The 20137-nt window shown below is 56.0% G+C and carries 15 protein-coding genes, 4 tRNA genes and 2 rRNA genes (1 of these 21 cut by a window edge); all 21 read right to left on the bottom strand.

Annotated features, from left to right (window positions below; all coding sequences use genetic code 11):
- Nucleotides 1–29: 29 nt before the first annotated feature.
- Nucleotides 30–2135 carry an elongation factor G gene (gene fusA, locus J3P96_RS03095; RefSeq protein WP_053125865.1) on the bottom strand — a complete coding sequence of 702 codons (2106 nt, stop codon included), beginning with the start codon at nt 2133–2135 and terminating at the stop codon, nt 30–32.
- A gap of 30 nt (nt 2136–2165) precedes the next feature.
- A complete protein-coding gene (gene rpsG / locus J3P96_RS03090) occupies nt 2166–2636 on the bottom strand; it encodes a 30S ribosomal protein S7 (RefSeq protein WP_003186074.1) in 471 nt (156 codons plus the stop codon).
- Between the two features lie 102 nt (nt 2637–2738).
- Nucleotides 2739–3110, bottom strand: coding sequence for a 30S ribosomal protein S12 (rpsL, locus tag J3P96_RS03085; RefSeq protein ID WP_003186084.1), 372 nt, complete (start codon nt 3108–3110; stop codon nt 2739–2741).
- 216 nt (nt 3111–3326) lie between these two features.
- On the bottom strand, nt 3327–7526 hold the full coding sequence (gene rpoC / locus J3P96_RS03080; RefSeq protein WP_434655262.1) for a DNA-directed RNA polymerase subunit beta': 4200 nt from the start codon (nt 7524–7526) through the stop codon (nt 3327–3329).
- Between the two features lie 64 nt (nt 7527–7590).
- Complete coding sequence (rpoB, locus tag J3P96_RS03075; protein ID WP_434571472.1) at nt 7591–11664, bottom strand: DNA-directed RNA polymerase subunit beta; 4074 nt, start codon at nt 11662–11664, stop codon at nt 7591–7593.
- Between the two features lie 220 nt (nt 11665–11884).
- The gene (rplL, locus tag J3P96_RS03070) at nt 11885–12250 is read right to left on the bottom strand and encodes a 50S ribosomal protein L7/L12 (RefSeq protein ID WP_053125869.1); all 366 of its coding nucleotides are present in this window, start codon (nt 12248–12250) and stop codon (nt 11885–11887) included.
- Between the two features lie 78 nt (nt 12251–12328).
- A complete protein-coding gene (gene rplJ, locus J3P96_RS03065; RefSeq protein WP_047230484.1) occupies nt 12329–12829 on the bottom strand; it encodes a 50S ribosomal protein L10 in 501 nt (166 codons plus the stop codon).
- Nucleotides 12830–13026: 197 nt separating this feature from the next.
- Nucleotides 13027–13722 carry a 50S ribosomal protein L1 gene (rplA, locus tag J3P96_RS03060; RefSeq protein WP_030138521.1) on the bottom strand — a complete coding sequence of 232 codons (696 nt, stop codon included), beginning with the start codon at nt 13720–13722 and terminating at the stop codon, nt 13027–13029.
- A complete protein-coding gene (gene rplK, locus J3P96_RS03055) occupies nt 13722–14153 on the bottom strand; it encodes a 50S ribosomal protein L11 (RefSeq protein ID WP_003176435.1) in 432 nt (143 codons plus the stop codon). The genes rplA and rplK overlap by 1 nt, the downstream gene beginning before the upstream one ends.
- Nucleotides 14154–14270: 117 nt before the next feature.
- Entirely contained in the window at nt 14271–14804 is a 534-nt protein-coding gene (nusG, locus tag J3P96_RS03050) for a transcription termination/antitermination protein NusG (protein WP_010443972.1), read from the bottom strand.
- Between the two features lie 9 nt (nt 14805–14813).
- Nucleotides 14814–15182: a preprotein translocase subunit SecE gene (gene secE / locus J3P96_RS03045; protein ID WP_024776457.1), complete on the bottom strand. Its 369-nt coding sequence runs from the start codon at nt 15180–15182 to the stop codon at nt 14814–14816.
- Nucleotides 15183–15227: 45 nt separating this feature from the next.
- Nucleotides 15228–15303 (bottom strand) — tRNA-Trp (locus tag J3P96_RS03040).
- 53 nt (nt 15304–15356) lie between these two features.
- A complete protein-coding gene (tuf, locus tag J3P96_RS03035; protein ID WP_003186103.1) occupies nt 15357–16550 on the bottom strand; it encodes an elongation factor Tu in 1194 nt (397 codons plus the stop codon).
- An 84-nt stretch (nt 16551–16634) separates the two neighbouring features.
- Nucleotides 16635–16710: transfer RNA gene (locus J3P96_RS03030), tRNA-Thr, on the bottom strand.
- 26 nt (nt 16711–16736) lie between these two features.
- Nucleotides 16737–16810, bottom strand: a tRNA-Gly gene (locus tag J3P96_RS03025).
- A gap of 24 nt (nt 16811–16834) precedes the next feature.
- Nucleotides 16835–16919, bottom strand: a tRNA-Tyr gene (locus J3P96_RS03020).
- A 142-nt stretch (nt 16920–17061) separates the two neighbouring features.
- The gene (locus J3P96_RS03015; RefSeq protein ID WP_434655260.1) at nt 17062–17517 is read right to left on the bottom strand and encodes a hypothetical protein; all 456 of its coding nucleotides are present in this window, start codon (nt 17515–17517) and stop codon (nt 17062–17064) included.
- 8 nt (nt 17518–17525) lie between these two features.
- The gene (locus tag J3P96_RS03010) at nt 17526–18275 is read right to left on the bottom strand and encodes a pantothenate kinase (RefSeq protein WP_434655257.1); all 750 of its coding nucleotides are present in this window, start codon (nt 18273–18275) and stop codon (nt 17526–17528) included.
- Nucleotides 18265–19221, bottom strand: coding sequence for a bifunctional biotin--[acetyl-CoA-carboxylase] ligase/biotin operon repressor BirA (gene birA, locus J3P96_RS03005; protein WP_434655256.1), 957 nt, complete (start codon nt 19219–19221; stop codon nt 18265–18267). The genes J3P96_RS03010 and birA overlap by 11 nt, the downstream gene beginning before the upstream one ends.
- 132 nt (nt 19222–19353) lie before the next feature.
- Nucleotides 19354–19469 (bottom strand): 5S ribosomal RNA (gene rrf / locus J3P96_RS03000).
- A 149-nt stretch (nt 19470–19618) separates the two neighbouring features.
- Nucleotides 19619–20137, bottom strand: a 23S ribosomal RNA gene (locus J3P96_RS02995); it runs 2373 nt beyond the window's last position.

Below are 20137 nucleotides of genomic sequence, written 5' to 3'. Positions count from 1 at the left end.
ACAATTAACTCCTTGCCTAAAGGGCTGAATCAGCCTTGCTTTTTGGTAACAGTCTCGACGATATGCGACGGAGCTGTATTGTATTTTTTGAATTCCATAGAGTAGCTTGCGCGACCCTGAGACATGGAACGAACGTCGGTCGCGTAACCGAACATTTCACCCAACGGAACCTCGGCGCGGATAACCTTGCCGGAAACCGTATCTTCCATACCCAGAATCATGCCACGACGACGGTTAAGGTCGCCCATGACATCACCCATGTAGTCTTCAGGCGTAACGACTTCTACTGCCATGATCGGCTCGAGCAACTCACCACCGCCCTTCTGGGCCAGTTGCTTGGTTGCCATGGAAGCAGCCACCTTGAACGCCATCTCGTTGGAGTCGACGTCGTGGTAAGAACCATCAAACACTGTTGCCTTCAGGCCGATCAGCGGATAGCCGGCAACAACGCCGTTCTTCATCTGCTCTTCGATACCCTTCTGGATCGCCGGGATGTATTCCTTAGGAACAACACCACCTACGACTTCGTTCACGAATTGCAGACCTTCCTGACCTTCGTCAGCCGGTGCAAAACGGATCCAGCAGTGACCGAACTGGCCACGACCGCCGGACTGGCGAACGAACTTGCCTTCGATTTCACAGTTCTTCGTGATGCGCTCACGATAGGAAACCTGAGGCTTGCCGATGTTGGCTTCGACGTTGAACTCACGGCGCATCCGGTCAACCAGGATGTCCAGGTGCAGCTCGCCCATGCCGGAGATGATCGTCTGACCAGTCTCTTCATCAGTCTTGACGCGGAAAGACGGGTCTTCCTGAGCAAGTTTGCCCAGAGCGATACCCATTTTTTCCTGGTCATCCTTGGTCTTGGGCTCAACGGCAACCGAAATAACCGGCTCCGGGAAGTCCATGCGAACCAGGATGATTGGCTTGTCAGCGTTGCACAAGGTTTCGCCAGTGGTGACGTCCTTCATGCCGATCAAGGCCGCGATGTCACCAGCGCGTACTTCCTTGATTTCTTCACGGGCGTTTGCATGCATCTGCACCATACGACCCACACGCTCTTTCTTGCCTTTGACCGAGTTGATCACGCCGTCGCCGGAGGCCAACACGCCCGAGTAAACCCGGACAAAGGTCAAGGTACCCACGAATGGGTCGGTAGCGATCTTGAATGCCAAAGCCGCGAACGGCTCGTCGTCACTTGCGTGACGCTCCATTTCCTCTTCCTCGTTATCCGGGTTGGAACCCTTGATAGCAGGAATGTCGGTTGGAGCAGGCAGGAAGTCGATAACGGCGTCGAGAACCAGGGGAACACCCTTGTTCTTGAAGGAAGAACCGCAAACAGCCAGAACGATCTCACCAGCGATAGTACGCTGACGCAGAGCGGCCTTGATTTCCTCGTTGGTGAGTTCTTCACCCTCGAGGTACTTGTTCATCAGCTCTTCGTTGGCTTCGGCCGCAGCCTCGACCATGTTGCCGCGCCACTTCTCGGCTTCTTCCAGCAATTCAGCAGGAATGTCCTTGCGAACAGGAACCATGCCCTTGTCGGAATCGTTCCAGTAGACAGCTTGCATGTTGATCAGATCGATCTGACCCTGGAAGTTGTCTTCGGAACCGATAGCCAACTGGATCGGCACCGGAGTGTGACCCAGACGCTGCTTGATCTGAGCGATCACGCGCAGGAAGTTGGCACCAGCACGGTCCATCTTGTTTACGTAAACAAGACGTGGAACGCCGTATTTGTTGGCCTGACGCCATACGGTTTCCGACTGAGGCTCAACACCCGAAGTACCGCAGAACACAACGACAGCGCCGTCGAGTACACGCAGGGAACGTTCAACTTCAATGGTGAAGTCCACGTGGCCCGGGGTATCGATTACGTTGAAGCGATGCTCGTGCGGGTACTGCTTCTCGGAACCTTTCCAGAAGGCGGTGATAGCAGCAGAAGTAATGGTAATACCACGCTCCTGCTCCTGCACCATCCAGTCTGTGGTCGCGGCGCCGTCATGCACCTCGCCCATTTTGTGACTTTTGCCGGTGTAAAAAAGGACGCGCTCGGTGGTGGTGGTCTTACCAGCATCCACGTGAGCAACGATACCGATGTTACGGTAGCGATTAATCGGTGTAGTACGAGCCATAAAGCCCTCGCAAATTGAGTGACGCTAAAATTAGAAGCGGTAGTGCGAGAAAGCCTTGTTGGCTTCAGCCATACGGTGCACGTCTTCACGCTTCTTAACTGCAGCACCTTTACCTTCAGCAGCGTCCAACAGTTCACCAGCCAAACGCAGAGCCATGGACTTCTCGCCGCGCTTGCGGGCGAAGTCTACCAGCCAGCGCATTGCCAGGGCGTTACGACGGGAAGGACGAACTTCGACCGGAACCTGGTAAGTAGCACCGCCTACACGGCGCGACTTCACTTCGACCAGCGGAGCGATGGCGTCGAGAGCTTTCTCGAAGATTTCCAGGGGATCGCTGTTCTTGCGTTCCTTAACTTTGTCCAGTGCGCCATAAACAATACGCTCGGCAACGGCTTTCTTGCCGCTCTCCATAACGTGGTTCATGAACTTGGCGAGGATCTGGCTTCCGTATTTCGGATCGTCCAGAATCTCACGTTTGGCTGCTACGCGACGTCTTGGCATGATAAGCCCTCAAGCGGTCTTCAGGTTAGCCCGGGACAGCTCACGCTTGCCCGACCTTACTCTTATCGACTCAATAAAAATGAAAAACTGCAAAACGACCGATTACTTCGGACGCTTGGTACCGTACTTCGAACGACCCTGGTTACGACCTTTGACGCCGGAAGTATCCAAAGAACCGCGGACGGTGTGGTAACGAACACCTGGCAAGTCTTTTACACGACCGCCGCGGATCAGTACCACGCTGTGCTCTTGCAGGTTGTGGCCTTCACCGCCGATGTACGAGGAAACCTCGAAACCGTTGGTCAGGCGCACACGGCATACTTTACGCAGTGCCGAGTTAGGTTTTTTCGGCGTGGTGGTATACACACGGGTGCATACGCCACGACGTTGCGGGCAGTTCTGCAGCGCAGGCACGTCGGATTTCTCGACGATACGCTTACGCGGCTGACGTACCAGCTGGTTGATAGTTGCCATCTACTAGCTCCACTGTTGTCTTGCGACGCTATTGTCTTACAAGAAAAGCAAAATGGCAGGAACGAATTCCCGCCAAATTTAGGGGATCAAGAGTCTAAAGAGGATCTTGTCCCCAGTCAAGGCAAGGCCCCGACCTCCCCGCTCGCCGGATCTCGACAATTTGTCTCGATCCGCCGAACGGGGCGACCAGGGCCAGGCACTCAATCAGCTCAGAACTCAGTTACCGCTCGAGTTCAGTGCTTCGGTCAGTGCAGCTTCCACTTCACTGGCGCTTACGCGCAACGGCTTGTCTGCTTCACGGCGGCGCTTGCGCTCGCTGTGGTAGGCCAAACCGGTACCGGCCGGGATCAGACGACCCACGACCACGTTTTCTTTCAGGCCGCGCAGGTAGTCGCGCTTGCCGGTTACCGCCGCTTCGGTCAGTACCCGTGTGGTTTCCTGGAAGGAAGCCGCCGAGATGAACGATTCGGTGGACAACGACGCCTTGGTGATACCCAGCAGTACGCGAGTGAACTTGGCAAGGAACTTGTCCTCGTTCGCCAGGCGCTCGTTCTCCACCAGTACGTGAGTCAGTTCCATCTGGTCGCCCTTGATGAAGCTGGAATCGCCGGACTCGGAGATCTCAACTTTACGCAGCATCTGACGCAGGATGGTCTCGATGTGCTTGTCGTTGATCTTCACGCCTTGCAGACGATAAACGTCCTGGATCTCGTTCACGATGTACTTGGCCAGCGCACTCACACCCAGCAGACGCAGGATGTCGTGTGGATCGCTCGGACCGTCGGAGATAACTTCGCCGCGATTTACCTGTTCGCCTTCGAAGACGTTCAGGTGACGCCACTTCGGAATCAGTTCTTCGTACGGCTCGCTACCGTCGTTCGGGGTGATGACCAGACGGCGCTTGCCCTTGGTCTCTTTACCGAACGCGATGGTGCCGCTGACTTCAGCCAGAATCGAGGCTTCTTTCGGACGACGGGCTTCGAACAGGTCGGCAACACGCGGCAGACCACCGGTGATGTCACGGGTTTTCGAAGTTTCTTGCGGAATACGAGCGATAACATCACCGATCGCGATCCGCGCGCCGTCCGCCACACCGACCAGGGCGTTGGCTGGCAGGAAGTACTGAGCGATTACGTCAGTGCCTGGCAGCAACAGGTCCTTGCCGTTGTCGTCGACCATCTTCACGGCTGGACGGATGTCCTTGCCGGCAGCTGGACGATCTTTGGCGTCGAGTACTTCAATGTTGGTCATACCGGTCAATTCGTCAGTCTGACGCTTGATGGTGATGCCTTCTTCCATGCCCACGTAGGTCACGGTACCTTTCATTTCGGTAACGATCGGGTGAGTGTGCGGATCCCACTTGGCCACGATAGCGCCAGCGTCGACCTTGTCGCCTTCCTTCACCGAAATCACCGCACCGTACGGCAGCTTGTAGCGCTCGCGCTCACGACCGAAGTCGTCGGCAATCGCCAGCTCACCGGAACGGGACACAGCCACCAGGTGACCGTCGACACGCTCAACGTGCTTCAGGTTGTGCAGACGGACAGTACCGCCATTCTTCACCTGAACGCTGTCGGCCGCGGAGGTCCGGCTTGCCGCACCACCGATGTGGAACGTACGCATGGTCAGCTGGGTACCCGGCTCACCGATGGACTGGGCAGCAATAACGCCGACCGCTTCACCGATGTTCACCTGGTGACCACGAGCCAGATCGCGGCCGTAGCACTTGGCGCAGATGCCGTAGCGGGTTTCGCAGCTGATCGGCGAACGTACGATCACTTCGTCGATGCTGTTGAGCTCGATGAACTCGACCCACTTCTCGTCAACCAGGGTGCCCGCAGGAACGATGACGTCCTCGGTACCCGGCTTGAACACGTCACGGGCAATGACACGACCCAATACGCGCTCACCCAGCGGCTCGACAACGTCACCGCCTTCAATGTGCGGCGTCATGACCAGGCCGTGTTCGGTGCCGCAATCGATCTCGGTCACAACCAGATCCTGCGCCACGTCTACCAGACGACGAGTCAGGTAACCGGAGTTCGCGGTTTTCAACGCGGTATCCGCGAGACCCTTACGAGCACCGTGAGTGGAGATGAAGTACTGAAGTACGCTCAAACCTTCACGGAAGTTCGCGGTAATCGGCGTCTCGATGATGGAGCCGTCCGGCTTGGCCATCAGGCCACGCATACCGGCGAGCTGACGGATCTGCGCAGCAGAACCCCGTGCGCCCGAGTCGGCCATCATGTACATCGAGTTGAACGATTCCTGGTCGACTTCGTTGCCGTGGCGGTCGATGACCTTCTCTTTCGAGAGGTTGGCCATCATCGCCTTGGATACTTCGTCGTTCGCCTTCGACCACAGGTCGATTACCTTGTTGTACTTCTCGCCCTGGGTTACCAGGCCGGACGCGTACTGGCTCTCGATCTCTTTCACTTCCTCGGTGGCAGCACCGATGATGCGGGCTTTTTCATCAGGGATAACGAAGTCGTTAACACCGATGGAAACGCCGGAAATGGTCGAATAGGCAAAACCGGTGTACATCAGCTGGTCAGCGAAGATCACGGTCTCTTTCAGACCAACCACGCGGTAGCACTGGTTGATCAGCTTGGAGATCGCCTTTTTCTTCATCGGCAGGTTGACGACGTCAAACGACAGGCCAGGTGGAACAACCTGGAACAACAGCGCACGGCCGACAGTGGTGTCGACGATGCGAGTGTTCTTGACGCTGCCACCATCACGATCGTTAACGGTCTCGTTGATTCGCACCTTGACCTTGGCGTGCAGCGCGGCTTCGCCGGCACGGAACACCCGGTCAACTTCCTGCAGGTCCGCGAAAACACGACCTTCGCCCTTGGCGTTGATCGCTTCACGAGTCATGTAGTACAGACCCAATACAACGTCCTGCGACGGAACGATGATTGGCTCACCGTTGGCTGGCGACAGGATGTTGTTGGTCGACATCATCAACGCACGCGCTTCGAGCTGGGCTTCCAGCGTCAGCGGTACGTGCACAGCCATCTGGTCGCCGTCGAAGTCGGCGTTGTACGCAGCACAGACCAGAGGGTGCAGCTGGATAGCCTTGCCTTCGATCAGTACCGGTTCAAACGCCTGGATACCCAGACGGTGAAGGGTCGGTGCACGGTTGAGCAGCACTGGGTGTTCGCGAATTACTTCGGCAAGAACGTCCCAGACTTCTGGCAGCTCGCGCTCGACCATTTTCTTGGCGGCTTTGATGGTGGTAGCGAGACCACGCATTTCCAGCTTGCCGAAAATGAACGGCTTGAACAGTTCCAGTGCCATTTTCTTAGGCAGACCGCACTGGTGCAGACGCAGGGTCGGACCTACGGTAATTACCGAACGACCCGAGTAGTCAACACGCTTACCGAGCAAGTTCTGACGGAAACGACCTTGTTTACCCTTGATCATGTCAGCCAGGGATTTCAGAGGACGCTTGTTCGAACCGGTGATAGCGCGGCCACGGCGACCGTTGTCGAGCAGTGCGTCGACCGCTTCCTGCAACATACGCTTTTCGTTGCGCACGATGATGTCCGGAGCGGACAGATCGAGCAGGCGCTTCAAGCGGTTGTTACGGTTGATCACTCGACGATACAGATCGTTGAGGTCGGAAGTCGCGAAACGACCGCCATCCAGCGGGACCAGTGGACGCAGGTCTGGCGGCAGAACCGGCAGAACGGTCAGCACCATCCACTCTGGCAGGTTGCCGGAACCCTGGAAGGCTTCCATCAACTTCAGACGCTTGGACAGCTTCTTGATCTTGGTTTCGGAGTTGGTTTGCGGAATCTCTTCGCGCAGGCGACCAATCTCGTGCTCCAGGTCGATAGCGTGCAGCAGCTCGCGGACAGCTTCGGCCCCCATGCGGGCATCGAAATCGTCGCCGAACTCTTCCAGCGCTTCGAAGTATTGCTCGTCGTTGAGCAACTGACCTTTTTCAAGGGTGGTCATGCCTGGATCGATAACGACATAGCTCTCGAAGTAGAGAACGCGCTCGATATCACGCAGGGTCATGTCCATCAGCAAGCCGATACGGGACGGCAGCGATTTCAGGAACCAGATGTGGGCAACCGGCGAAGCCAGCTCGATGTGCGCCATACGCTCACGACGAACTTTTGCCAGCGCAACTTCAACGCCGCACTTCTCGCAGATCACGCCGCGATGCTTCAAGCGCTTGTACTTACCGCACAGGCACTCGTAATCCTTTACCGGGCCAAAGATCTTGGCGCAGAACAGGCCGTCACGCTCGGGTTTGAACGTACGGTAGTTGATGGTTTCCGGCTTTTTAACTTCACCGAACGACCACGAACGGATCATCTCAGGCGAGGCCAATCCAATACGGATGGCGTCGAACTCTTCGACTTGACCCTGGTTTTTCAGCAAATTCAGTAGGTCTTTCAAGGCCTTTCCTCCTGGCGGAGCAGAGAGCGGGCAAGACAGCCCCGCTCTCGATTCGCGTCACGTGTTATTCGGTTTCCAGATCGATATCGATGCCGAGGGAACGAATTTCCTTGATCAACACGTTGAAGGACTCGGGCATGCCCGGCTCCATACGGTGATCGCCGTCCACGATGTTCTTGTACATCTTGGTCCGGCCGTTCACATCGTCCGACTTCACTGTGAGCATTTCTTGCAGAGTGTAAGCAGCACCGTACGCTTCCAGTGCCCAGACCTCCATCTCCCCGAAACGCTGACCACCGAACTGCGCCTTACCACCCAGCGGCTGCTGGGTAACCAGGCTGTAAGAACCGGTAGAACGAGCGTGCATCTTGTCGTCTACCAAGTGGTTCAGCTTCAGCATGTACATGTAGCCAACGGTAACCGGACGCTCGAACTTGTTGCCGGTACGGCCGTCGAACAGCTGCATCTGGCCGCTTTCCGGCAGGTCTGCCAGTTTCAGCATGGCCTTGATTTCGCTTTCCTTGGCACCGTCGAACACCGGGGTAGCCATTGGAACGCCGCCGCGCAGGTTCTTCGCCAGGTCCAGGATTTCCTGGTCGGAGAAGGTATCCAGCTCTTCGTTGCGCCCGCCGATCTCGTTGTAGATCTCGTGCAGGAACTTACGCAGGTCGGCGACCTTGCGCTGCTCTTCGATCATGCGGTTGATCTTCTCGCCCAGACCTTTGGCCGCAAGGCCCAGGTGGGTTTCGAGGATCTGACCGACGTTCATACGCGAAGGTACGCCCAGCGGGTTGAGGACCACATCGACCGGGGTGCCGTTGGCATCGTGCGGCATGTCTTCAACCGGCATGATCACCGAGACCACACCTTTGTTACCGTGACGACCGGCCATCTTGTCGCCCGGCTGGATGCGACGACGGATTGCCAGGTAAACCTTGACGATCTTCAGCACGCCTGGAGCCAGGTCATCGCCCTGCTGCAGTTTGCGCTTCTTGTCTTCGAACTTGTCGTCCAGCAGACGGCGGCGATCAACGATGTAGGCCTGGGCCTTCTCGAGCTGCTCGTTCAGAGCGTCTTCAGCCATGCGCAGTTTGAACCACTGACCATGCTCAAGACCGTCGAGAACTTCGTCGGTGATTTCCTGACCTTTCTTCAGGCCTGCGCCGCCTTCGGCCTTGTGGCCTACCAGAGCGGAACGCAGACGTTCGAAAGTCGCGCCTTCAACGATACGGAACTCTTCGTTCAGATCCTTGCGGATCTCGTCGAGCTGAGTCTTCTCGATGGACAATGCACGAGCATCACGCTCGACACCGTCACGGGTGAAGACCTGTACGTCGATGACGGTACCCTTGGTGCCGGTAGGCACACGCAGGGAGGTGTCTTTCACGTCGCTGGCTTTTTCACCGAAGATGGCACGCAGCAGTTTCTCTTCCGGAGTCAGTTGGGTCTCGCCTTTCGGAGTGACCTTGCCTACCAGGATGTCGCCTGCGCCTACTTCGGCACCTACATAAACGATACCGGCTTCGTCCAGCTTGTTCAGTGCAGCCTCACCCACGTTCGGGATGTCCGCAGTGATTTCTTCTGGGCCAAGCTTGGTGTCACGGGCCACACAGGTCAGTTCCTGAATGTGGATCGTGGTGAAGCGGTCTTCCTGAACCACACGCTCGGACAGGCAGATGGAGTCTTCGAAGTTGAAGCCGTTCCACGCCATGAACGCGATGCGCATGTTCTGACCCAGTGCCAGTTCACCCATGTCGGTGGACGGGCCGTCGGCCATGATGTCGCTGCGCTGAACCCGATCACCCTTGCTCACCAGTGGACGCTGGTTGATGCAGGTGTTCTGGTTGGAGCGGGTGTACTTGGTCAGGTTGTAGATGTCGACACCGGCTTCGCCAGTTTCAACTTCGTCATCGGCAACACGAACCACGATACGGCTGGCATCGACGGAGTCGATCACGCCACCACGACGAGCCACGACGCAAACGCCGGAGTCACGGGCAACGTTACGCTCCATGCCGGTACCTACCAGCGGCTTGTCGGCACGCAGGGTCGGTACAGCTTGACGCTGCATGTTCGAACCCATCAATGCACGGTTGGCGTCGTCGTGCTCGAGGAACGGGATCAGCGAAGCAGCAACCGAAACTACCTGCTTGGGCGATACGTCCATCAGGGTGACGTCTTCCGGCGCCTTGACGGTGAACTCGTTCAAGTGACGAACAGCTACCAGCTCGTCGGTCAGGACTTTCTTGTCGTTCATCGTGGCCGAAGCCTGGGCGATCACATGATCAGCTTCTTCGATGGCGGACAGGAATACGATCTCGTCGGTAACCAGGGCGTCTTTCACCACACGGTACGGGCTCTCAAGGAAACCGTACTGGTTGGTGCGCGCATAGGCAGCCAGGGAGTTGATCAGACCGATGTTCGGACCTTCCGGCGTTTCGATCGGGCATACGCGACCGTAGTGAGTCGGGTGTACGTCACGAACTTCGAAGCCTGCACGCTCACGAGTCAGACCGCCTGGGCCGAGTGCGGAGACACGACGCTTGTGGGTGATCTCGGACAGCGGGTTGTTCTGGTCCATGAATTGCGACAGCTGGCTCGAACCGAAGAACTCCTTCACCGCCGCAGCCACTGGCTTGGCGTTGATCAGGTCTTGCGGCATCAGGCCTTCGCTTTCAGCCATCGACAGACGTTCCTTGACCGCGCGCTCGACACGCACCAGGCCAACACGGAACTGGTTCTCAGCCATCTCGCCTACGCAGCGGACACGACGGTTACCCAGGTGGTCGATGTCATCGACGATGCCTTTGCCGTTACGGATGTCGACCAGGGTCTTGAGCACCGCAACGATGTCGTCCTTGTTCAGCACGCCCGAACCTTCGATCTCGGTACGACCGATACGACGGTTGAACTTCATCCGGCCGACCGCAGACAGGTCATAGCGCTCAGGGCTGAAGAACAGGTTGTTGAACAGGGTCTCGGCGGCATCCTTGGTTGGCGGCTCGCCAGGACGCATCATGCGATAGATCTCGACCAGGGCTTCCAGTTGGTTGCCAGTGGAGTCGATCTTCAGCGTATCGGAGATGAACGGACCGCAGTCGATATCGTTGGTGTACAGCGTCTCGATGCGAACAACCTGAGCCTTGGCGATTTTCGCCAGGATCTCGGTGGTCAGCTCGGTGTTGCACTCGGCAATGATCTCGCCAGTGGCCGGATGCACGATGACCTTGGCGGTGGTGCGACCCAGGACGTAGTCCATCGGCACCTGCAGCTCTTTGATCCCGGCTTTTTCCAGCTGGTTGATGTGACGAGCGGTGATACGACGACCTTGCTCGACAATAACCTTGCCCTTGTCATCCTGGATATCCAGGACGGCGATTTCACCGCGCAGGCGCTGAGGCACCAACTCCAGGCTCAGGTTTTCACCCTGCACATGGAAAACGTTGGTGGTGTAGAACGCGTCCAGCACTTCCTCGGTGGTATAGCCGAGCGCGCGCAGCAGTACCGATGCAGGCAGCTTGCGACGACGGTCGATACGCACGAATACGCAGTCTTTCGGGTCGAACTCGAAGTCCAGCCACGAACCGCGGTAAGGAATGATGCGCGCGGAGTAGAGCAGTTTGCCGGAGCTGTGCGTCTTGCCACGGTCGTGGTCGAAGAACACGCCCGGAGAACGGTGCAGCTGGGAAACGATTACACGCTCGGTACCGTTGATTACGAAGGTACCGTTTTCAGTCATCAGGGGGATTTCACCCATGTAGACTTCTTGCTCTTTGATGTCCTTGATCGCTTTGTTCGACGATTCTTTGTCGAAAATGATCAGGCGCACTTTTACCCGCAAAGGTACGGCGTAAGTCACACCGCGCAATACGCATTCTTTGACATCAAATGCCGGTTCGCCCAGGCGATAACCGACGTACTCCAGCGCAGCATTGCCGGAGTAGCTGATGATCGGGAAAACGGATTTGAAGGCCGCATGCAGGCCCACGTCGCGGAACTGATCTTTAGTCGCTCCCGCTTGCAAGAATTCACGATACGAATCCAGCTGGATGGCCAGGAGGTACGGCACATCCATGACGTCCGGCAACTTGCTAAAGTCCTTGCGGATACGTTTTTTCTCAGTATATGAGTAAGCCATCAGCGTTCCCCAGCTTGGTCACCTGCTTGTTTGGCCCCTCCCGACGGGAGCAGCCAGAAAATCGTGCAAACCCCTTGGTTTGCGCCACCACATCGGGTGGTTACAGCGCGCGATCAGCACCGACCCAGTCGGCTGCCAATAACGGAAAAAGGCCGGTGGCAAGAGCCACCAGCCATCAGCCTGTCGCTTAACGCTCGGGCTGGAGACGCAAAGTCGATGCTTACTTCAGCTCGACTTTAGCGCCTGCTTCTTCCAGTACTGCTTTGGCTTTGTCAGCTGCGTCTTTGGCAACAGCTTCCAGAACCATGGCAGGAGCGCCGTCAACTACAGCCTTGGCTTCTTTCAGGCCCAGACCGGTCAGTTCACGTACTGCCTTGATCACGTTAACTTTCTTCTCGCCAGCTTCGGTCAGCATGACGTTGAATTCGGTTTGCTCTTCAACAACAGCGGCAGCAGCAGCTGGACCAGCGGAAGCAGCAGCAGCGGAAACGCCGAATTTTTCTTCGAAAGCTTTGATCAGCTCAACAACCTGCAGAACCGACATTTCAGCTACGGCGTTGAGGATATCGTCTTGGGAGATAGACATTACTGTATTTCCTGAATTGGGGGACGGCCTACGCGGCCATCGAAATAAACAAAAAAGCGCGAGAGAAAGTGCTCAGCCTTAGGCCGCGGCAGCTTCTTTTTGCTCGCGAACTGCAGCCAGAGTACGAGCCAGCTTGCTGGTGGCGCCTTGAATCACGCTCATCAACTGCGAAATGGCTTCGTCGCGGGTCGGCAGTGTTGCCAGTACATCGATCTGATTAGCTGCGAGGAACTTGCCCTCGAACGCAGCTGCCTTGATCTCGAACTTGTCCTGACCCTTGGCGAATTCCTTGAACAAACGGGCAGCAGCGCCTGGATGATCTTTGGAGAACGCGATCAGGGTCGGGCCGGTGAACACGTCGTTGAGAACACTGTATTCAGTGTCAGCAACAGCGCGCTTGAGCAGGGTGTTACGTACGACACGTACATAAACGCCAGCTTCACGGGCCTCTTTACGGAGTCCGGTCATTGCGCCTACTGTTACGCCACGGGCATCAGCCACGACAGCGGACAGAGCGACTTTGGCAGCCTCGTTGACTTCAGCGACGATGGCCTTCTTGTCTTCGAGATTAATTGCCACGGGTTTAACTCCTGCTTGTTACCGTTTCATCCGATCGAAACCGAATGTCGTTTTGGTGTCTGATTCGGTAAGGAACCGGGAGCACCATCTGCGTAGGCTTGTGGTTTAAGACTTGCGTCGCCTACGGTCTTGGACAGCCCCCGCCAGGCAGGGACCCCAATATGTGATTGGCGCAATCGCTTGCGCCAACCTGAGTCTTACGCGTCGAGCGAGCTCTGATCAATGATCAGACCTGGGCCCATAGTGGTGCTCAGGGTAACGCGCTTGACGTAGATACCTTTCGAAGAAGCTGGCTTGATACGCTTCAGATCAGCGATCAGGGCTTCAACGTTTTCCTTCAGCTTGACGGCGTCGAAGCCGATCTTGCCAACGGAAGTGTGGATGATGCCGTTTTTGTCGGTGCGATAACGAACCTGACCAGCCTTGGCGTTTTTAACCGCGGTGGCTACGTCTGGAGTCACGGTACCAACCTTAGGGTTAGGCATCAGGCCACGTGGACCGAGGATCTGACCCAACTGACCTACAACACGCATGGCATCCGGGGATGCGATCACGACGTCATAGTTCAGGTCGCCGCCTTTCATTTCGGCAGCCAGGTCGTCCATGCCTACGCGATCAGCGCCAGCAGCCAGAGCAGCTTCAGCTGCAGGGCCCTGGGTGAACACGGCAACACGTACGGTCTTGCCAGTGCCGTGTGGCAGCACGGTAGCGCTACGAACGACCTGGTCGGATTTACGTGGGTCAACGCCCAGGTTTACAGCAACGTCGAACGACTCGCTGAACTTGACAGTCGACAGCTCGGCCAGCAGAGCGGCGGCGTCTACAAAGTTGTAGGCCTTGCCTGCTTCGATTTTGCCGGCGATAGCCTTTTGACGCTTGGTCAGCTTAGCCATTACACACCCTCCACGTTAAGGCCCATGCTACGAGCAGAACCGGCGATAGTACGCACGGCTGCATCCATATCAGCTGCAGTCAGATCCGCGTTTTTGGTTTTCGCGATTTCTTCCAGCTGAGCACGGGTAACGGTGCCAACCTTAACGGTGTTTGGACGAGCGGAACCGCTGGTCAAACCTGCAGCCTTCTTCAGCAGAACCGAAGCAGGGGTGCTTTTTGTTTCGAAAGTGAAGCTACGGTCGCTGTAGACAGTGATGATCACTGGAGTCGGCAGACCTGGCTCAAGACCCTGGGTACGGGCGTTGAAAGCCTTGCAGAATTCCATGATGTTCACGCCGTGCTGACCCAGTGCAGGACCAACGGGTGGGCTTGGGTTAGCCTGAGCGGCCTTCACTTGCAGCTTGATGTAAGCGGTAATCTTCTTGGCCATGAGGCACTCCAATTACGGGTTCGAACGCCTCGAAAGGCTCCCCGGTTGCTTGCGCGTTTATCCCAGTGACGACAAAACCCCACAGCCTTGGGCTGCGGGGTTGGGATGCCTGCTCAATCAGACCTTTTCGACCTGACTGAACTCCAACTCTACCGGAGTAGAGCGACCGAAAATGAGCACTGCCACTTGGATCCGGCTCTTTTCGTAGTTAACTTCTTCGACCGTACCATTGAAGTCGGCGAATGGACCATCAGTGACCCGTACAACTTCACCTGGTTCAAACAACGTCTTCGGCTTCGGTTTGTCGCTACCATCAGCGACGCGACGCAGAATTGCTTCTGCCTCTTTATCAGTGATCGGCGCAGGCTTGTCGGCGGTTCCGCCGATGAAGCCCATCACCCGAGGGGTATCCTTGACCAAGTGCCAAGTCCCTTCGTTCATATCCATCTGTACCAGCACATAGCCTGGAAAGAACTTGCGTTCACTTTTGCGCTTCTGGCCGTTACGCATCTCCACCACTTCTTCAGTGGGGACCAGAATCTCGCCAAAGCCATCTTCCATGCCAGCCAGCTTTACGCGCTCTATCAGCGAGCGCATGACATGCTTCTCGTAACCCGAGTAAGCATGCACAACGTACCAACGCTTAGCCACGGGACACCCTTAGCCAACAATCAAGGAAACAAGCCAGCCGAGCAGGGAATCAAGCCCCCACAACAGCAACGCCATTACCAGAACAACAGCCACAACGATCAACGTGGTCTGCGTGGTTTCTTGGCGAGTCGGCCATACGACTTTACGAATCTCGGTGCGAGCTTCCTTAGCGAGTACAAAGAAAGACTTGCCCTTGGCTGTTTGCAGGCCTACAAAGGCAGCAACAGCAGCAATAGCGAGTAATGCAAGTACGCGGTACAGGATCGGCGAAGCAGAAAAATACTGATTGCCAACAACGCCAACAACCACCAAAGCGACTACCACTAGCCACTTGAGCAGATCGAAGCGAGAGCCTTGAGCTTCAGCTTTAGGAGTCATCTATGAAGATCCTGTGAAAAGAAAGCCAGACACACCGAGTGAATCTGGCAGGTCAGGAGGGAATCGAACCCCCAACCTACGGTTTTGGAGACCGTCGCTCTGCCAATTGAGCTACTGACCTAAAACAAAATCAGGCCGACCATTATGCCGGCCCGAAAAAGACATTACAACTGTTTACTCGATGACTTTGGCTACGACGCCGGCGCCGACGGTACGACCGCCTTCACGGATAGCGAAACGCAGACCGTCTTCCATCGCGATGGTCTTGATCAGAGTGACAGTCATCTGGATGTTGTCACCTGGCATTACCATTTCAACGCCTTCCGGCAGCTCGCAGTTACCGGTCACGTCAGTGGTCCGGAAGTAGAACTGTGGACGGTAGCCTTTGAAGAACGGGGTATGACGACCACCCTCTTCCTTGCTCAGAACATAAACTTCTGCGGTGAACTTGGTGTGCGGCTTGACGGTGCCTGGCTTGACCAGAACCTGGCCACGCTCAACGTCGTCACGCTTGGTGCCGCGCAACAGCACGCCGCAGTTCTCGCCAGCACGACCTTCGTCGAGCAGCTTGCGGAACATTTCAACGCCGGTGCAGGTAGTTTTCTGAGTGTCGCGCAAACCGACGATCTCAACTTCTTCCTGGATACGGACGATGCCACGCTCGACACGACCAGTCACAACAGTACCGCGACCAGAGATCGAGAATACATCTTCGATTGGCATCAGGAACGGCTTGTCGATAGCACGCTCAGGCTCTGGGATGTAGCTGTCCAGAGTCTCAACCAGCTTCTTCACCGCAGTGGTGCCCATTTCGTTGTCATCTTGGCCGTTCAGAGCCATCAGAGCCGAACCGATGATGATTGGAGTGTCATCACCTGGGAAGTCGTAAGTGCTCAACAGGTCGCGCACTTCCATCTCAACCAGCTCCAGCAGCTCAGCGTCGTCAACCATGTCAGCCTTGTTCAGGAAGACAACGATGTACGGAACGCCTACCTGACGGGACAGCAGGATGTGCTCACGGGTTTGTGGCATCGGACCATCGGCGGCCGAGCAAACCAGGATCGCGCCGTCCATCTGCGCAGCACCGGTGATCATGTTTTTTACGTAGTCGGCGTGACCTGGGCAGTCAACGTGTGCGTAGTGACGCACGGCCGAATCGTATTCAACGTGAGCGGTATTGATGGTGATACCGCGAGCTTTTTCTTCCGGGGCGCTGTCGATCTTGTCGAAGTCAACCTTGGCCGAGCCGAAAACTTCGGAGCAGACACGGGTCAGAGCAGCGGTCAGCGTGGTTTTACCGTGATCGACGTGACCGATGGTACCAACGTTGACGTGCGGCTTATTACGTTCGAACTTTTCCTTAGCCATCGAAATCACCCCTAGGAGAAGAATTTAGCGAGTCACACGAGCCATTAAAACAAAGGCAGATATTTTCATATCTGCCTTGTAATATGGAGCTCTTGAGCGGATTTGAACCGCTGACCTCACCCTTACCAAGGGTGTGCTCTACCAACTGAGCTACAAGAGCAAAACACTTTGCACAACCTGCAAACTTGGAGCGGGTAGCGGGAATCGAACCCGCATCATCAGCTTGGAAGGCTGAGGTTCTACCACTAAACTATACCCGCGGAGCTTGCAGCTCACGCTAAAACTGGTGGAGGGGGAAGGATTCGAACCTTCGAAGTCGTAGACGTCAGATTTACAGTCTGATCCCTTTGGCCGCTCGGGAACCCCTCCTAAGCGAGCCGGCATTCTATATCATGCCAGCCTTCTGTCAAGCATTTTCTCATAAAAAACCTGAGGTTAGCTGCGTTGACGCCGCTTCGTACCGATGACCGTTAAAGGTCTTCACTGCGAAGCGGGCGCCATTCTATGCAAACTACCCAGCAGGCGCAACCCCTTCGCAAGGCATTATTTTATGTTTTAACTCATTGAATTCTTTGGAAAGGTTTTGTAGCAGCACCTCATTCATCTTCGCCGCGCTATCCGGTGGAACCTGGACCCAGAATCCACCAGACTCTGGAGACGCTGGCGAGCTAAACGTAACGGTACGGCCCGCAACCCCCGAAGAAGCCAGTCGCTGTTCCAATTGCCTGGCCAGCTCCGGGCGTACGAAGCCACCCAGGTAATTGCAGTTCTTTTGCCCTTCACTCGATTTACCCGGCTCACGCCTGACTAGCGCATCCGCCGTCTCGCTCAGGAGATGAATGTCTTGCTGCGAACCCCGATACAGGCTCAGCGGAGTGACATCCTTGGCGCGAAGCGGGACCTCCTGCTGATGCCAGATGTAATAGAAGCCATTTAAAACCAGCAACAACAAAAACAGCCACCGCATAGAAAACCTCAAGACAAAGGACAAGCCATCGCCAAACCAACAAAAACCAGGTCAGGCACGACCTTGGCATCTGGAACAACCCCGGAAACCAGATCAGCATCCCCTCCCGTTAGAAACACCTCGAAATCCTCTCCCCAATATTGCCGCGCCAATTCGAGCTGAGTCAGCACGAAGCCTCTCAACATCAGCATACAGCCACGTTCCACCGCCTCGACCGTTGCCCTGCCAGGAGCAAGACTCTCGTGAGCCCGCTCTGCAGCAGTATCGTCATAGCGGATTCGCCGGGTATGGGTACGTAACTGGTTACGCATCAGAGGCATACCAGGACAGATGAACCCTCCCAAGTGCTGCCCGTCAGGCGCTACGAAATCTGCCGTGATTGCCGTACCAAAATCCAGAACCAGGCATGCGCCCGAAGCCAGGTGGTACCCACCGAGCAAAGCCAGCCATCGATCAAGCCCCAAGCGCTCATAGTCTTCATAACCGTTTGTAACGCCCGCCATCTCTTGGGTAGGTGTTGCGCGAGCCACGGAGACCCCAAATGTCTCTACCAGGGAGGCGACCAACGAATCGGTCTCCTCAGAAGTCCTGACGCTGACAAGACGGCATTTCTTCAGCTGAAATTTATCTGAGCCTGTCAGGCTCGCGAGCAAATCGCTATCCGAGCCGACTACCCCACCGCCGACAGGGGTGACGCCATCTGCACGAACAACACGCCACTTGATAAAACTGTTGCCGCAATCAAGCTCAAGAATCATCACGCAACCTCAAGCTGAGCTCGCCACCACTGAATATCTTTTCCACACCATCCACCTTCAAACGCAGCGCACCTTGGCGATCAATGCCCATCACCACGCCGTCGATACGATTGATACCGGCAATCAGCGACACAGCCCGCCCCTGCCACAAATGGTATTGCTCCCACTCCGACTGGATCGCTGCAAATCCCGACGCATGATGCAGCTTCAGATACCCCTGAAGCTTTCCACTCATTCGCGCCACCAGCTCGTTCCGGTCAAAATCACGACCCGCTTCAAGACTCATGGACGTCCACTGCTGATCAACCTCATCAGTCGATTGCATATTCACGTTTACCCCGACACCCAGGACAACGTGACAAACGTCCGCAGGATCCCCTACCAGCTCAAGCAGTATGCCGGCGATTTTCTTTTCACCTACCAACACATCGTTAGGCCACTTCAAGCCTGCCTCAACCACTCCCATGTCACGCAACGAATGCATGACGGCGAGCCCAACGACAAGACTGAGCCCCTCAATCTGCCGCATGCCACCGTCAATGCGCAGCACCAGGCTGTAATAGAGGTTTTCGGCGAATGGACTGACCCATTTGCGGCCGCGACGTCCCCGACCGGCTATTTGCCGCTCGGCCAGAACAAGGAATGGCGCTTCCACGCCACGCCCGATGGACCGCAGCGATTCGGCATTAGTGGAGTCAATGGAATCAAACAGGTGAACAGGCCACTCACAGCCTTCTGCCGCGCGGATTTCGGCCGCATCCAAAAGCAACAGCGGCTTCGCCAGGCGATACCCCTTGCCCCGAACCTTATGCACAGACAAGCCTAATTCCGCCTCCAGGTGCTGCAATTGTTTCCATACCGCACTACGACTGATACCTAACCCAGCACCCAGCGCCTGGCCCGAATGGAAACGGCCGTCCTTCAGAAGTTTTAGCAACGTGAGCATACGAACTGCGCCTGATAACGAGGCCCGCATGATAGCCATGCACAAGACGGTTGCATAGAAACACCCAAGCGCTTTCCTGCGGGCAAAACAAAACCCCTACCTGCGTCAGCAGATAGGGGTTTCGGAATTTAATCTTGACGATGACCTACTCTCACATGGGGAAACCCCACACTACCATCGGCGATGCATCGTTTCACTTCTGAGTTCGGGATGGGATCAGGTGGTTCCAATGCTCTATGGTCGTCAAGAAATTCGGTAGCCAGCGCGTGCCTTGCGGTCACGTTCCAGCGAATGGGTATGCGATAGTTTGTGGGTTTTGACTCGAACTTTCGGTTCATCTCGTCTTCACACACCGCAATCTGGCCTCTTTCGAGTCTACAGATTGCTTGGGTGTTATATGGTCAAGCCTCACGGGCAATTAGTACAGGTTAGCTCAACGCCTCACAGCGCTTACACACCCTGCCTATCAACGTCGTAGTCTTCGACGGCCCTTCAGGGGACTCAAGGTCCCAGTGAGATCTCATCTTGAGGCAAGTTTCCCGCTTAGATGCTTTCAGCGGTTATCTTTTCCGAACATAGCTACCCGGCAATGCCACTGGCGTGACAACCGGAACACCAGAGGTTCGTCCACTCCGGTCCTCTCGTACTAGGAGCAGCCCCTCTCAAATCTCAAACGTCCACGGCAGATAGGGACCGAACTGTCTCACGACGTTCTAAACCCAGCTCGCGTACCACTTTAAATGGCGAACAGCCATACCCTTGGGACCGGCTTCAGCCCCAGGATGTGATGAGCCGACATCGAGGTGCCAAACACCGCCGTCGATATGAACTCTTGGGCGGTATCAGCCTGTTATCCCCGGAGTACCTTTTATCCGTTGAGCGATGGCCCTTCCATACAGAACCACCGGATCACTAA

Source organism: Pseudomonas sp. R3-56 (assembly GCF_051132075.1).
Taxonomy (GTDB): Bacteria; Pseudomonadota; Gammaproteobacteria; order Pseudomonadales; family Pseudomonadaceae; genus Aquipseudomonas.
The sequence above is the reverse complement of the archived record's forward strand: the minus strand, read 5'-3'. Positions and strand labels throughout refer to the sequence as shown.